The organism is Clostridium pabulibutyricum, assembly GCF_058242705.1.
On sequence record NZ_JBZAYZ010000007.1, the window covers coordinates 31,349 to 47,580 of the forward strand.

Genomic DNA, 16,232 nt, shown 5'->3' on the forward strand with positions numbered 1-16,232 from the left:
TAAACGGAAACATGAACATAGTTAGTTATATGTATAAGTTCATTCATTAAAAGGGATATTAGATAATAGCAGTGAGGAGGTTGACGATTCATAATGAATATAGTATTGGCAAGAATTGATGACAGATTAATACATGGTCAAGTAACAACAAATTGGTCAAGATACACGAAATGTCAAAGAATGCTTATATGTAATGATGATGTAGAAAAGGACTCAATTAGAAAGATACTTTTGGAACAAGTTGCACCTCCAGGAATTAGAGTAAATGTTTTAGGAATTGATAAAGCCATAAGAGTTTATAATGGTCTAAAGTATATAGATGAAAAAATATTACTGTTATTTACAAATCCAACTGATGTCGTAAGAATGGTTGACGGCGGAGTAGACATAAAGAGTGTAAATATTGGTGGTATGTCATTTAAGGAAGGAAAAAGGCAAATAACTAGTGTGGTATCAGTAAATGATACAGATATTCATGCTTTCAAAAAATTAAATGAAAAAGGTGTTGAATTAGAAATAAGAAAGGTTTCTTCAGATTCAAAAGTAGATTTAATGTCGAAGCTAAAAGAATTAAAATAATTGGTCTATTTTAAGGAAAAAAAATTAATATTATTATAGTTATTATTTTTGGTTACAGGTTCTTTAGAACTTTTATATAAACTTTTCTGTAATAAATAAAACAATAGGAGGTATAAAAATGGTAGGAATTATTCTTGCTAGTCATGGAGAATTTGCTAAAGGCATTTTACAATCTAGTACAATGATTTTTGGAAAACAAAAAAACGTGCAATCCGTTATGTTGATGCCTAGTGAAGGCCCTGATGATATTAAAGCAAAAATGAAAGATGCAATTGCATCCCTTGACAACCAAGATGAGGTCTTATTCTTAGTTGATCTTTGGGGCGGTACACCGTTTAATCAAGCAAATAGTCTATTTGAAGAACACAAAGATAAATGGGCAATTGTAGCTGGTATGAATCTACCAATGGTGATTGAAGCTTATGGAGCACGTCTTTCAATGGAATCCGCACATGAGATTGCGGCAAATATTCTAAAAACAGCTAGGGGAGGAGTTAAAGTTAAGCCTGAAGAATTAGAACCAGAAGATACTGATAAAGTTTCTCCAGCTTTTGCTGCAAACTCTAATGGAGGTGCACCTGGATCATTTGAATATGTTTTAGCTCGTATTGATTCTCGTTTACTTCATGGGCAAGTAGCAACTGCTTGGACAAAAACTGTAAACCCTACACGAATTATTGTAGTGTCAGATGGCGTAGCTAAAGATGAACTTCGTAAGAAGTTGATAACACAAGCGGCTCCTCCAGGTGTTAAAGCTCATGTTGTACCAATTGATCATATGATTAAACTTGCAAAAGATGATCAACATTTTGGTGGACAACGTGCAATGCTTCTTTTTGAAAATCCACAGGATGTACTTAGAGTAGTAGAGGGGGGAGTACCACTAAAGACTATCAATGTCGGTTCTATGGCTCACTCTATAGGTAAGGTTCAGCCAAACAAAGTGCTTGCTTTCAATCAAGATGATATTGATACTTTCAATAAACTTAATAAAGCTGGACTTAATTTCGATGTTCGTAAGGTCCCAAATGATTCAAAGGGAAATATGAGGGAAATACTTAAAAAAGCACAAGAGGAATTAAATAAATTAAAATAATCTAACTATTTAAAAGAAATGGGGGATTAATAATCATGAGTCTAAATATTATTCAAATGATATTAGTCGTTTTCGTAGCATTTCTAGCTGGTATGGAAGGTATTTTGGATGAATTCCATTTCCACCAACCAGTAATTGCGTGTACGTTAATCGGCTTAGTTACAGGAAATTTAATACCATGCTTAATATTAGGTGGTAGCCTTCAAATGATTGCCTTAGGTTGGGCAAATATTGGTGCTGCCGTAGCACCTGATGCAGCATTAGCATCTGTTGCATCTGCAATTATTTTAGTTCTTGGAGGTCAAGGCGAAGCAGGAGTTGCTTCGGCGATTGCTATTGCTGTTCCTCTAGCAGTTGCAGGGTTATTATTAACAATTATTTGTCGTACTATTGCTACAGCAATTGTACATTTCATGGATGCTGCTGCTAAAAAAGGAGATATTAGAAAAATTGAAATGTGGCATATTATTGCTATTTGTATGCAAGGTGTGCGTATTGCAATTCCAGCAGCATTGATTTTAGCGGTTGGAGCTGGCTCTATTCGTTCATTACTTAGTGCTATGCCTACTTGGTTAACAGATGGTTTGGCAATTGGTGGTGGAATGGTTGTAGCTGTTGGTTATGCAATGGTAATAAACATGATGGCTACGAAAGAAGTATGGCCATTCTTCGCAATTGGTTTTGTATTAGCAACTGTTTCACAAATAACACTTATTGGACTAGGCACAATAGGTGTAGCGTTAGCACTTATCTACTTAAAACTTGGTAAGCAAGGTGGTACAGGTAATGGCGGTGGTTCAAATACTGGTGATCCATTAGGTGATCTTATTGATAGATACTAAGAAGGGAGAGAGCGAAAATGTCAAATGAATTAAAATTAACAAAAAAAGATCGTATTTCTGTTTGGTGGCGTTCATTTTTCCTTCAAGGTTCTTGGAACTATGAAAGAATGCAAAATGGTGGTTGGGCGTTTACATTAATTCCCGCAATCAAAAAATTATATAAGACTAAGGAAGAACGTGCAGCTGCATTGGAACGTCACTTGGAGTTTTTTAATACTCATCCATATGTAGCTTCGCCAATAATTGGTGTAACATTAGCGCTGGAAGAAGAACGTGCAAACGGTGCACCAATCGATGACGTAACTATTCAAGGTGTTAAAATTGGTATGATGGGACCTTTAGCAGGTATCGGAGATCCAGTTTTCTGGTTTACTGTTAAACCAATTTTAGGAGCATTAGCTGCTTCTCTTGCTATGAGTGGTAATATACTTGGACCGTTTATCTATTTCTTTGCTTGGAACATTATACGTATGGGATTTATGTGGTATACGCAAGAGTTCGGTTACAAAGCAGGCTCCCGTATTACCGATGATTTATCAGGTAATTTACTACAAGATATTACAAAAGGAGCATCCATACTTGGTATGTTCATTTTAGGATCATTAGTTAATAGATGGGTATCTGTTAAATTTACGCCTACAGTATCATCTGTTCAATTAAGTCCTGGTGCTTACATTGATTGGAGCAAACTTCCTGATGGAGCAAATGGTATTAAACAAGCTCTATTGCAGCAAGCGTCTGGTTTATCATTGACTGATCATAAAATTACAACGCTTCAAAACAACTTAGATTCACTAATTCCTGGGCTTGCAGGATTAGCAGTAACACTTATTTGTATGTGGTTGCTTAAGAAGAAGGTATCTCCAATTATAATTATTCTTGGATTGTTCGTAATTGGTATTGTTTTCCACTTAGCTGGTTTAATGTAATATTTTTTTAAAAGTTAAAGTAAAGCTAGAAAAAAGGAGCGTACATAGGTGTAAACATAAATCTATGTACGCTCCTTATATATGTTTGGCAGTAATAAAAATATCAACATTACACTTTTTATAATATTAACTTAGCGGCATTTTTATCTAAGATGATGGTTACATCATTGTGCATCTGTAAAATCGATGCAGGTAGTTTTGGAGAAATTTTACCATTGATAGCATTGTATATAGCCTCCGCCTTTTCTTCTCCAGAAGCTAACAAGATAATTTTTCTCGATTGTAATATAGTTTTTATTCCCATGCTTATAGCTTTCACTGGAACTTCACCTACTGAATTAAAATACCTTGAATTTGATTCTATGGTTTTTTTATCGAGATTTACAAGGTGAGTATAGGCTTCAAAACTATCATTAGGTTCATTAAACCCTATATGTCCATTCACGCCTATTCCTAAGATTTGTATGTCTATTCCACCTGCTTCTTTTATTTTCTTATCATAATTTATACACTCTTGTTTAACATCGGCAGCTGTACCATCTGGTATACTTATATTATCAATATTTATATTTATGAATTTGAAAAAATTATTTATCATATAAAAATAATAACTTTGACTATTGCCCTGTTGAATTCCGTAATATTCATCTAAATTAAAAGTTTTTACTTTTGAAAAATCAATATTATTTTCTTTGTATTTTTTTATTAATTCCTTATACATACCTAGAGGAGTTGCTCCTGTAGCTAGTCCTAAAACACTATTTGGCTTTGACATTACTTGCTTTTCTAAAATTTCTGCTGCTTTTTTACCAATATCTTCATAATTTTTTACAACCATTAGCTCCAAAAAAATCATCCCTATCACATTTATTTTTTATATATTGTTTCTCCATTAATAATAGTTTCCATTATACAAAAATCTTTGTTAAATATTATAATGTCAGCACTTTTTCCAATTTCAATACTTCCAGTTTTTTTATCAATTTTAAGATTTTTAGCTGGATTTAAGGAAGCCATCTTAACTGCTTCATATATAGGTATACCAGCATGCCCCATAAAATTTTTAACTGCAATATTTAATCTGAGTACACTTCCTGCAAGTGTTCCATCTTCAAGTCTTGCAGAATTATCTTTAACAATGACCTTTTGTCCTCCTAGTTCTGAAATACCGTCATTTAAACATCCTGCTCTCATTGAGTCTGTTATTAAAATTATTTTATCTGTTCCTTTTATATTTTTAACTATCTTAAATATTGCTGGATGAATATGAATTGTATCGGCGATTATTTCAGCGTAAGCATTACTATTAAAAATAGCTCCAACAATACCAGGATTTCTATGATTGAGACCAGTCATGGCATTAAACATATGAGTGGCGTTATCTACTCCAAGATTTATAGCTTTCATGGCTTCTTCATAGGATGCATCAGAATGTCCAATAGACAAAATAATATTTGTATTTTCTTTTACTTGCTTGATAAATTCAAAATTTGCATCTTTTTCTATTGCAAGTGTTATTATTTTTATAACATCTTTGTAATTTTCAATAAATTTATATTGTGGCAGAGCTATATAATCGTCTTTTTGTGCTCCCTTATATTTTTCATTTATAAAAGGACCTTCTAAGTGAGCACCTAAAATTTTAGCCCCATTTAATCTTAATGTCATGCAATGTCTTATAGCTTCTAATGCCTTATATATTTTCTTTTTATCCATAGTCATAGTAGTTGGAAGAAATGCTGTAACTCCATTTTTTGCTATAACTTCGCTAATACCTTTTAGAGCTTCAGTGCTTGCATCCATTGTGTCATAGCCGCCAGATCCATGAATGTGAATATCTATAAATCCAGGAGATACATAATTTCTTTTTGCATCGATTATTTCTGCATCTAAATATTTTTTACATTTAAAATCTTTTTCATCAAGTATATCTATGATTTTATTATCAAAAACTAATATTTTATTTGTAAGAACACTATTAGGCAAGATTATTTTCCCGTTTATTATGGCTCTCATTGTAATGCCTCCTTGTAATTCTGTAAAACTTTAGCTATTATCCCATGATGTTTTTCTAGCATAGATTTTGCTTCGTTTATACTTAAGCCGGTTTTTATAGCAACTATAGCTACTTTAGTGTCATAATTGCAGTTATTTAGTATTTCATTAATTTTATTTTTATTAGCTCCTGTAGCTAAATAAACTATTTCTTTTACTCTAGCTTGAAGCTTTTTGTTTATTGGTTTTACATTGACCATTAAATTCAAATATGTTTTTCCGAGTTTTACCATAGATGTCGTGCTAAGTATATTTAAAATCATTTTTTGTGCTGTTCCTGCCTTCATTCTTGTGGAGCCAATTATAATTTCAGGCCCAACATCTACTGAAATGGTTAAATCACAAATATCTTTAATTTTTCCACTGGTAGAGCACATTATTCCGATAGTTTTACACTGAATTTCTCTACCATATTCCAGGGCACTTATCACATATGGAGTATTTCCACTAGCAGTTATTCCTACTAAAACATCATTTTTGTTTATGTCTATGGCCTTCAAATCCTTAAGTGCCAGTTCTTCATCATCTTCAGTATCTTCAAGCCATCCGCTTAATGCATCTTTACCACCAGAAATAATGCCCTGCACCATAGAATCATCAACCCCAAATGTTGGCGGACATTCAGAAGCATCTATAACTGCAAGTTTGCCACTAGTTCCACTCCCTACATATATAAGTCTTCCACCGCCTTTGAAACCTTCTACAATTAAATCTACTGCTTTTGATATTTGATCTAACTCTCGTTCTACAAAATAAGCAATTTTTTTATCTTCCTCGTTTATTTTATTTATAATTTCTAATGTGCTTAAGTTATCTAAGTTTGCTATGTTGTTTTCTTTACACATATACAATACATCACCTTTACTACAAATATATTTATCCTAAAAGTATATATATATAGTTGTATATACAATATCTGTTATAGAAAGAGAAACTATACTATTACAGCCATATTTATTTACTCTAATATAACTTCATATTTATATTTATCACTTCTATAGATTGCATTAGTGTATTCAATATGAATGCCTTCTTTTGTGTACGTATTTCTTTTAAATAATAAGGCCAAGGAAGTGCTTGGCTCATTTAAAAGCTTTTTCTCATAGTCATTAAGCAGTATAGGCTCTATGCTTTGTTTAGCCTTACTAGGATAATATTTATATATATCCCTAAATACATTATATAATGATTTTCCATCTATCATTTTTCTAGTCATATCGGGACAGAGACTATGAGGAATAAACGCAGTTTCAATTGCTACGGGTTCATTTTCACTTATTCGAAGCCTTTTTATTTCAATGACTTTGTTGTCTTTATCAGTTAAGCTAAGCAAGTTTTTTACTTGCTTTGTGGCTTCTTTAATTTCAAAGGACAAAATTTTTACAGTACTATTTACTCCTCGTTCACTCATTTCCTCTGTAAAGCTCTTCAGGTATTTTAATTGATGATTTTCTTTTGATTTTGCTACAAAAGTACCTTTCCCTTGTTCCCTGTATAATACTCCTAGATTTACTAATTCAAGAATGGCTTTATTTACAGTCATTCTACTAACTCCTTGAATTTCACATAGTTCCCTTTCTGTAGGTATTGTATCTCCTTGTTTTAATTCTTCATTTTCAATCATTTCTAAAAGGATTTCTTTAATTTGGTAGTAAATAGGCACTGGACTATCTTTTGAAATTTTTTTCAAACCATGACCTCCCTGTATAATAATTGGATATTCAAATCCTTAGTGTACATTTAGTATAACATATAGTTGATATGTTGTATATACCAATATGCAGCTTATCAGCAATTTAAATAAAAGTTTCAGTACATCTTAAAACTGAAAGCATCATCTACTTGATAGAAACCAATGAAAAATATATAATAGAAATAAGCTTAGAAATCGTTATCTAGGATGGTAGTCATCGTACAAATGTGTGTATAAGTCATATGAAAGAAAAGAGGTAGATCGTATGGTTCAATCGCTCAATACAAAGGTAGATCTAGTAATGGACGCAACAGCCTTTGCGGGATTTACATACTATGGAAAAATCATGATCGGTGACAAAGGGTTTGAATTTTATAGTTCTCGTGACTCTCGAAAATATATCCAAATTCCTTGGGAAGAGGTTGACTATGTTATTGCCTCTGTAATACTAAAAGGAAAGTGGATTCCACGATATGCTATCAAAACGAAGAAAAATGGTACTTATACTTTTGCTTCTAAAGAGGCAAAAAAAGTACTTCGTGCTGTTCGAAGGTATGTTGAGCCAAATCATATGGTTCAATCATTAAGTTTTTTTGATGTGGTCAAGCAAGGAGTGAAATCGAAATTTAAGAAATGTTGATAATAGCTTATATAGATTGGTTCAAGAATATGAAAAGAGGGGTACTTTTCTTAGCAAAGGAAGTGCTCTTTTTTATGCTAATGTGACAAAATTGTTGAAAGATAAAGTAAGAAAAAGAATATTTGAATTAAAAGATGAAAAATATAAAGAATTTCACACCAAACTTTTAGCCAGCAATTCCAAAATGGTGGGAGTTAGAATTCCAGATCTCAGAAAACTTGCAAAAGAAATAGCAAAAGGAGACTGGAGAGAGTATTTAAAAACAGCGAAAGCTGAATACTATGGCTATAGGGTGCGTAAAAATTGCCAAAGAAAGACTTGAACTTGTGGAAGAGTTTATTCCAAAAATCAATGGATGGGGAATCTGTGACAGCTTTTGTGCAGGGTTCAAATTTATAAAGAAAAATAAAGAATTGGTATGGGATTTTTTAGAGCCGTATTTAAAATCAAATGAAGATAGTGAAAATTATTTTTGGAAGATGAGTATTGAAAACCAAGGCAGAATATATCTTGTAAAACAGTTGAACTCCAACATGAGATGTACACCATAATTCTGGGTTTGGGATCTACTCATCGAGTTCTTAACCTGGCAAAATAATTCTCCATAATTTGAAATTTCCAACCATCTCTTTGTATAAAATAGTCATAAGCTTTGTAATTCCAACCTTTTATAGTGATTGCCTATATTATTTGTGAAGATGAAAAATCATTGAAAAGATTTCAAGAAGGTTATTTATTAGGTTTTTGACTTCTAAGAATTTTTCCAACCTCTGAGAAATTTAAAAGTGCCTTAAATCTATACATTTCAGTGGTTTATAAGGATTTTTTAGCTGATTTACGAAAAATCAAAAACGGTTGGAAAAATTTCAGAGAAATCCTTTATTTGTGCGGATTGAAGGTATATAATAAAAATAAGGAATGGCTATTTTACACAGGTTGAACCTTAACATGAGATGTATTTAAATATCTATGTTTGACAATCTTAAAGCCGCCATATCCCAGTTGAACCTTAACATGAGATGTATTTAAATTTTTCCATATCCATTCCAGGATATAATGTTCTAAAGTTGAACCTTAACATGAGATGTATTTAAATTACTTAATCTTCTCATTCTGCTTTAGCAGAGAATCTGTTGAACCTTAACATGAGATGTATTTAAATTATTTAACAGTATATTGAATTATAATATCTAATTCAGTTGAACCTTAACATGAGATGTATTTAAATAGCATAGGTGATGCAATAGTTTGGTGCATAACTGGTTGAACCTTAACATGAGATGTATTTAAATGACAATAACGGAAATTTAAATGTATCTGCAGGTTCGTTGAACCTTAACATGAGATGTATTTAAATATCTTTACACTAAAAGCGTAAAATAATATAATTATGTTGAACCTTAACATGAGATGTATTTAAATTATTTTGGTACTGGAACTGTTACAGGCTTAGGTACTGGTTGAACCTTAACATGAGATGTATTTAAATTATTCTGTATGTGTAGTACCATCTGGATTTTCCACATGTTGAACCTTAACATGAGATGTATTTAAATTTGCGTAGCACCACATGGCGGAATGTTCTTGCGCACGTTGAACCTTAACATGAGATGTATTTAAATAGATATTAAGGTACAAAGGGATTTATATTCAGCATAGTTGAACCTTAACATGAGATGTATTTAAATCTTAAAGCTTTCTCCATAGCAAATGGTGTTGTTAAAGTTGAACCTTAACATGAGATGTATTTAAATCATATAAAATAAGGAACATTTTCAGCATAAGAAACGTTGAACCTTAACATGAGATGTATTTAAATAAAGCAAGATAAACGCTGTTAGAAGAGAAATTGGAGTTGAACCTTAACATGAGATGTATTTAAATGGTGTAAAATAATTTTCTTTAGTTACTGACATTTACGTTGAACCTTAACATGAGATGTATTTAAATTCAATATAAGTCTGTACATCCTTCAATATATAAGCGTTGAACCTTAACATGAGATGTATTTAAATATCCAAGATATATAGCAGAGCTTGAGGGGGTTAAATGTTGAACCTTAACATGAGATGTATTTAAATTGTTAAGAAGATTATTTGAGAATGGAGGCATTGAAGGTTGAACCTTAACATGAGATGTATTTAAATAGGAATGAAACAATTCCACCGCCAATCAAGCTTCCGTTGAACCTTAACATGAGATGTATTTAAATGCATTGTTGTGAATGCAATTTGTGTCTGCTCGAAATGTTGAACCTTAACATGAGATGTATTTAAATAGCTATACAGCATGCCAAAACATGGCTTGCTGAACATGTTGAACCTTAACATGAGATGTATTTAAATTATCCAAGGTATTGTAAGCCCCTTGCCATGGCATCTGTTGAACCTTAACATGAGATGTATTTAAATTTTATTTCTACTATAGGATTGGCAGCAGCTTTATTTAGTTGAACCTTAACATGAGATGTATTTAAATCCTGTAATTGGATCTTTACCTGCCGATTTATATTCGTTGAACCTTAACATGAGATGTATTTAAATGTTATATTATTTTTTATTTTGTCAAAATCTAATTTGTTGAACCTTAACATGAGATGTATTTAAATGCCAACTCCAGAAACGTTTGCCAACCATCCTTTCGAGTTGAACCTTAACATGAGATGTATTTAAATATGCTATCAACCTTCTAGCTCTTATATTTTTCAATTGTTGAACCTTAACATGAGATGTATTTAAATATTTAGGAAGGAAGTGCTATAGATGAGTTATGCGGAGTTGAACCTTAACATGAGATGTATTTAAATCCTTGTTTAACACGTGGTAGAGTATTCTTCGGAAAAGGTTGAACCTTAACATGAGATGTATTTAAATATGTGTGCATGTGCACTTCTAACTCTAGCGTCTTCGTTGAACCTTAACATGAGATGTATTTAAATGAAGAAAAGTAAAATTTCTGCTGATGGAATTGTTGGGGTTGAACCTTAACATGAGATGTATTTAAATGTATTTTCATCTGCAATATTGTCCATTACCTCACTTATGTTGAACCTTAACATGAGATGTATTTAAATATATCAAGAACCTTAATTTCTCCTAACCCTACTAGTTGAACCTTAACATGAGATGTATACCTTAATACTGGGTTTGGGCTCTGCCCATGATGTTCTTAACCTGGCAAAACAATTCTCCATAATTTAAAGTCTCAAGCCATCTCTTTGTATAAAATAGTCATAGGTTTTGTAATTCCAATCTTTTATAGTAATTTCCTATATTATTTGTGAAGATGAAAATCATTGAAAAGATTTTAAGAAGGTTATTCATTAGGTTTTATGGCATGTCTATTAAGTTTTTGACTTATAAGAATTTTTCCAACCTCTGTAGAATTTTAAGTTAACTTAAAGTCATATATTTCAGTGAGTTAGATCACTTTTTTCATGCAATTCTGAATATACTCTGCAGATTTGATATTATACTTGCTTAAAAGAGAAGTTATAATATTTCTCTTACCATCTGTCATTGGTTTTACCCTGTAAACATCTTTTTTTCTTGCTATAAAAAAAGCCTCCTATAATTTTTATTTTATCATAGAAAGCCTTGTGTTTTTATTTAATTTACAGACTTTTTATCACAGACTCGTGGAAATAGTTTAGGAATTTCTCATTTTAATTTGTACTTTTTATTGAAATAGTACCACACTTTTCATCTTACCATTATGATAAAGTTCTATAATTCTTAAATTCCGTTGTATAATTATGTCTCTTTTTTGTTTCCTTTTTTTCAGACATGACTAATTTCCCCTTTTCTATAATTATTTATTATATCATATTCTTAAAAAAGTTGTTCTATTTATTGTAGCCTATACAAATACAAAATCAATATAATGAGCTGATAAATAAACACAGAGAAGATATGAAAATTAATAAGTTTATAATATTTCAAAAGCATCCTATTTCAGTAGAACTTAAGAAAAGGTGAAACTTATTATTGATGTTCATGCAGTAAGAGTTCAAATCAACCATTTTGAAATGCTTCTCACATTGTGACGGATTTTGAACAGCTGAAGTTTATTGCTGAAAAAAGTGGGACAGCCCATATATGCGTTTGCAAGCATACTAAGAACCCTCCTTATTGTGATTGTTTACATAAAAACTTATAAAATGTAACTTAATAGTAAAAAACAAACAAGTTATGATTATTCTTATGAATATGCATAATTTGTTTGTTTTTTTAGTACTTAATAGATATAATGTAATATTATTTAAATATTTTAACAATTTTAAGAGGGTTTTCAATATATTTGTAGAATTGTATATTAATACAGAGGAAAGAAATACATTTACGGAATGAGAGGTAGTTTCATGTATCTTGATAGTAAAGAATATTTTTTGAGAAGTATTACTGATCTTTGTTCAAGTGGAAGTAATAAAAAATATATAGAGTTTAGATTGACAGAAGTAAAAGCATCCATGAGGTTTTGGTGGAGAGCGTTTAATTATTATGATAATCCTCAAAAGTTATGGAACGATGAAAGGAAAATATTTGGGGATGGAGATAATATTAAATCGCCAATCGAATTTCGATTATTACAAGGTAACTGGAAATTTAAGGAGGGTCAAGATTCCCATGTCGTTAGTAAATATTATGACAACAAGATGGATAAAAATGGTGAAAAGATAAAAAAACAGAGAACTATTCCGTGTACTTCATCAGGTAAAGAAATAGCATTCAAGATGTCACTTTATGAACGCAGGTTTTCAAAAGAGAATTTTACTGATAAAAATATAAACTTCTATGATAGTCTTTTAAAACTGTCTTTTATACTTGGCGGAATTGGAAAGAGAAGCAGAAGGGGTTGCGGAGCTTTTTATATAAGTGATAAACATAGCTCAAGTCATGGGGCAACGTCAGGAAATATTTACAGTGATATAAAAAGATTAATGGAAAATATAGGAATTGATAGTTATTATGATTTTTCAAATAATAATTCATTACTTATTTCAAGAAAAAAATTTAATCCTAATTTAGAATATCCTTATTTAGAAGAGATAAATATATCAAATGCCGTTATATCAGAAAATAATTTTTATGAAAATAAAATAAAAAGGGCTATAGATGAATGTGAAAAAAATAATATTACTTATAAGGCATCAGACGGGAGGTTTGCCTGTCCTGTTTATGTGACATGTTATGGCAGTAATAAAGATAGAATTATTCCCATAATTGTCAGGTTACATAATACTTCAAGAAAATCAGGTGAAAATTATGATGATACTGATTATTACAACAAGTTTAAGGAGATGATACTTTGAAAAATAGGGTGATTTTATTTTCTATTGGTTCAGTACAAGATTTTATTATTAATTCTAGAAAGGTAGAAGATTTGTATAATAGCAGCTCAATATTATCAGCTTTGATTAAAAAAGGAGTATCAATTTTAATAAAAGATAATAATGAAGATCTTATTTTACCCTACTTTGATGTAGCTGTATCTGATTTAAAAGAAAATAATGTACCAAATTATTTTATTATTAAATATAAGAGTGACGAACCTATGGGAGAAAATATAGAAAAACAAGTAAGGGATTACTATTTTGATAAAATGATAAGCAACATAAAAGTTATTGACAATTTAACTGATAATTTAAAAGAACAAATAAAAAAACAAATAAGAGATGCTTTGGATATATATTGGGTAGACTATGAATTACAGAATACAGAAGATATTATTAAAAATTATGAAGAGATTTATAAAAAGTTGTACAGGCATTTTGACGGAGTAAAAAATTATAAACAAGTAAAAGTAAGCTGTGAAGAGGGTAAAAAATGTACTATATGCGGGAAAAGAAATGCTATATTTATGGGAAAAAATTCATCTAAGGGTTCTCAATACATATATAAATATAAAGATTTTGAGGAAAATAGTTTGTTTTTGCTTTTGAGAAAATTAGAAAATAATCTTCCATTAAATGAAGTGAAGGATATAGTAAAAAAAAGAAAGATAAACTATTTATGTGTGAATGATAAGATTGATGAAAATAAAGAAATGCTTTGCAGTGTCTGCTATTCTAAAAGGCTATATAGTCTATATAATAAAGAAATGAAAATACCTTCTACTGCTGAAATCTCAGTTTCAAGCTGGTTAAGAAAAATTAAAGACGACAATGACTATGCAGGTTATGAAAATGCGTTTAAGAACTTTTATGAAGTTGCCCAAAATGATAAAAGTTTAAATACTACAGATGAAGCTTCTTTTAGGTATACTGAATTATGGGATAGTATAAATACTGATGATGAAAATTTTGATAATTTACTTAGAGAACTTAAAAATTCTTTTAAGAAGTTACGAAATAAAAATATAACTAAATATTTTTGTATCTATAGAATGGACATAGATAATTTAGGAAAATGGATGAGTGGAGAATATAAGGAAGACGATACTGTTAGTCTATATGAATATCAAAAAGAATTATCAGGTAACATAAATAAATTTTTTATAAAGATACGCAAAAAGATAAATCAAGAAGAGTTAAATAATATTTTGTTAGTTTATGCTGGCGGTGATGATATGCTTGTATTACTTCCAGTGGATGAAATATATGAATTTATAAAAATAATAAGAGATGAGTTCTTAGATAGTGTGGCTATAGTTGAGAGCAAATATGAGAATATAACTTATTCAGAAGGAATTTTTATAACCCATTATAAAACACCATTAGGTGAAGTGATTAGATCTTCAAAGGAAGAAATTGAGAAATTAAAAGACAGATTTAAAGAAAAGAAAAATTTTTATGATATTCCTAAAAATGGAGCTGTAGTTTCAATAATGAATGAAGGTTATGAGGTAAGAAGTGTATATTATAAGAAGAATATTGAGTATTGTCTTGAAGATGAAGATTCTAACTATTTTATATTTGAATACTTAATAAATAAATTTTGCAGAGAATTTACTTTTTTTCATAATGAACTAGAAATGGAATTCATGGATTTTGAAAAAAATTTGGATGATAGTGTAACATGTGATTTCATTGTTGAAATGCTTGAAGCAGAGCAAAAAAGATGGATTAAAAGAAGTACTATTAAGAAAAAGATAAAGAAAAAAGTAGATGAAAAGCAAGATGAAAGGATTAAAGCTTCTATAGATGAATTAAATTGCAATTTGATTAGTTTCCTTAAGGTAAATTGTAAAGGTAAATATACTATAGATTTAGAAAACTATTTTAATGTATTTCATATAGTTAGAAAACTAAAATTGATTATAAATGGTGGTGAAAAAATTGACAATACTTCAGATAAAGCCAAAGGATAACTTGTTTTTAGGTGGAGGCAAAAACTTTAACAAAGGTGAAAGTACATGGTTATCTACAAGATTTGTGCCATATCCATCTGTATTTTATGGAGCTATCTGTTCATTAATGCTTTCGTTGAATGATAAAAGAAGGAACGATTATATCACTAATTGTAAACAAGAAAATTCATTTAATAATATCTATGATCCTAGAAAATATTTAACCATTGGGAATGTATATTTATATAACGATAAGGATAAACACTATTATATTCCTGCCCCCTTGGACGTATTTTACAAAAATAATAATATAGATAGAAATTATATAAGCAAGATTGTAAAAGTAGAAGGCAGTGTAAAAACTTCTGCTAAAATGAGATATTTGTTTAGCTCACCACAAAATAGCACGCGGTGTGATGGAATGTTTATAAGTTTAAATACATTTTATTCATCTTATTATTATGGAGAAAATGACATAGATATTTTAAATTTAAATGATATTACAACTAATGCATATAAAGTTGGAATTCAAAGAAATGAAAATTATACAGCTAGGGATGAACATTTATATAGAGTAGATTTGACTGAATTTAAAGATGATTACAATAATTCTTGGAGTTATGTTGTTGAGTACGAATTAAATACGCAAGAAGGTCAAACTTGGTGGGAAGATGGAAGAGATCATTTAAATAAAGGATGTTTAAAGCTAGGAGGTGAATCAAAGGTTTGTAAGTATCTTTCTAGAGATACTTTCGATTATTTGTTTCCACAAGATGACTGTGATTATAAATATGTAAAATTAGTTTTAATGAGCCCTTTAATAATAAAGGATGAGAATGTAAGATTAAAGGATATTGATGTTATTGCGGCATCAACTGGAAAATCATACAATATTGGGGGCTTTGATTTACAGCTAAATACACCCAAGCCAATGTTTAAGGCTTTTCCAGAAGGATCAGTATTTGTATTGGATATAAGGAAACTTAAGAATATGACAATTAAAGAAATTGAGGAATATATATCAAGACAAGAAATTTTTGTAAGTCAAAGCAGTGGATTTGGCAAATTTAGAATTGTACCTTTAAAAGATGACTTGATAAGCTAAGGGGGA

General features: G+C 30.3%; 14 protein-coding genes and 1 CRISPR repeat array. Of the genes, 10 read left to right on the plus strand and 4 right to left on the minus strand.

What is annotated here, in order from left to right:
* Positions 1-93 precede the first annotated feature (93 nt).
* From AC4CVH_RS08945 to AC4CVH_RS08960, 4 genes are all read left to right on the plus strand, one after another.
* Positions 94-579, plus strand: coding sequence for a mannose/fructose/sorbose PTS transporter subunit IIB (locus tag AC4CVH_RS08945; RefSeq protein WP_490787414.1), 486 nt, complete (start codon positions 94-96; stop codon positions 577-579).
* Positions 580-697: 118 nt separating this feature from the next.
* On the plus strand, positions 698-1,675 hold the full coding sequence (locus tag AC4CVH_RS08950; protein WP_490787415.1) for a mannose/fructose/sorbose PTS transporter subunit IIA: 978 nt from the start codon (positions 698-700) through the stop codon (positions 1,673-1,675).
* A 35-nt stretch (positions 1,676-1,710) separates the two neighbouring features.
* Complete coding sequence (locus tag AC4CVH_RS08955; protein ID WP_490787416.1) at positions 1,711-2,517, plus strand: PTS mannose/fructose/sorbose transporter subunit IIC; 807 nt, start codon at positions 1,711-1,713, stop codon at positions 2,515-2,517.
* A gap of 17 nt (positions 2,518-2,534) precedes the next feature.
* Positions 2,535-3,446 carry a PTS system mannose/fructose/sorbose family transporter subunit IID gene (locus AC4CVH_RS08960; protein ID WP_490787417.1) on the plus strand — a complete coding sequence of 304 codons (912 nt, stop codon included), beginning with the start codon at positions 2,535-2,537 and terminating at the stop codon, positions 3,444-3,446.
* A gap of 118 nt (positions 3,447-3,564) precedes the next feature.
* Here the strand turns inward: AC4CVH_RS08960 and nagB are convergent, their stop codons facing one another.
* From nagB to AC4CVH_RS08980, 4 genes are all read right to left on the minus strand, one after another.
* Positions 3,565-4,284 carry a glucosamine-6-phosphate deaminase gene (nagB, locus tag AC4CVH_RS08965; RefSeq protein ID WP_490787551.1) on the minus strand — a complete coding sequence of 240 codons (720 nt, stop codon included), beginning with the start codon at positions 4,282-4,284 and terminating at the stop codon, positions 3,565-3,567.
* A 29-nt stretch (positions 4,285-4,313) separates the two neighbouring features.
* Entirely contained in the window at positions 4,314-5,462 is a 1,149-nt protein-coding gene (gene nagA, locus AC4CVH_RS08970) for an N-acetylglucosamine-6-phosphate deacetylase (RefSeq protein ID WP_490787418.1), read from the minus strand.
* Complete coding sequence (gene murQ / locus AC4CVH_RS08975) at positions 5,459-6,346, minus strand: N-acetylmuramic acid 6-phosphate etherase (protein ID WP_490787419.1); 888 nt, start codon at positions 6,344-6,346, stop codon at positions 5,459-5,461. Before murQ ends, nagA begins: the two co-directional genes overlap by 4 nt.
* A 113-nt stretch (positions 6,347-6,459) precedes the next feature.
* Positions 6,460-7,191, minus strand: a complete 732-nt coding sequence (locus AC4CVH_RS08980; RefSeq protein ID WP_490787420.1) for a GntR family transcriptional regulator — start codon at positions 7,189-7,191, stop codon at positions 6,460-6,462.
* 268 nt (positions 7,192-7,459) lie between these two features.
* Between AC4CVH_RS08980 and AC4CVH_RS08985 the strand changes: the two genes are divergently transcribed.
* The 6 genes from AC4CVH_RS08985 (at position 7,460) to AC4CVH_RS09010 (ending at position 16,226) form a co-directional block, all read left to right on the plus strand.
* Positions 7,460-7,834, plus strand: coding sequence for a DUF956 family protein (locus AC4CVH_RS08985; RefSeq protein WP_490787421.1), 375 nt, complete (start codon positions 7,460-7,462; stop codon positions 7,832-7,834).
* Between the two features lie 94 nt (positions 7,835-7,928).
* The gene (locus AC4CVH_RS08990) at positions 7,929-8,156 is read left to right on the plus strand and encodes a hypothetical protein (RefSeq protein ID WP_490787422.1); all 228 of its coding nucleotides are present in this window, start codon (positions 7,929-7,931) and stop codon (positions 8,154-8,156) included.
* A complete protein-coding gene (locus tag AC4CVH_RS08995) occupies positions 8,116-8,385 on the plus strand; it encodes a hypothetical protein (protein WP_490787423.1) in 270 nt (89 codons plus the stop codon). The genes AC4CVH_RS08990 and AC4CVH_RS08995 overlap by 41 nt, the downstream gene beginning before the upstream one ends.
* Before the next feature lie 384 nt (positions 8,386-8,769).
* Positions 8,770-10,971: direct repeats of the CRISPR family, unit length 30 nt; unit sequence GTTGAACCTTAACATGAGATGTATTTAAAT.
* Between the two features lie 1,223 nt (positions 10,972-12,194).
* On the plus strand, positions 12,195-13,145 hold the full coding sequence (gene cmr1, locus AC4CVH_RS09000; protein WP_490787424.1) for a type III-B CRISPR module RAMP protein Cmr1: 951 nt from the start codon (positions 12,195-12,197) through the stop codon (positions 13,143-13,145).
* The gene (gene cas10 / locus AC4CVH_RS09005; RefSeq protein WP_490787425.1) at positions 13,142-15,142 is read left to right on the plus strand and encodes a type III-B CRISPR-associated protein Cas10/Cmr2; all 2,001 of its coding nucleotides are present in this window, start codon (positions 13,142-13,144) and stop codon (positions 15,140-15,142) included. The genes cmr1 and cas10 overlap by 4 nt, the downstream gene beginning before the upstream one ends.
* Positions 15,111-16,226 carry a type III-B CRISPR module-associated Cmr3 family protein gene (locus tag AC4CVH_RS09010; RefSeq protein WP_490787426.1) on the plus strand — a complete coding sequence of 372 codons (1,116 nt, stop codon included), beginning with the start codon at positions 15,111-15,113 and terminating at the stop codon, positions 16,224-16,226. The genes cas10 and AC4CVH_RS09010 overlap by 32 nt, the downstream gene beginning before the upstream one ends.
* The last annotated feature ends 6 nt before the right edge of the window (positions 16,227-16,232 follow it).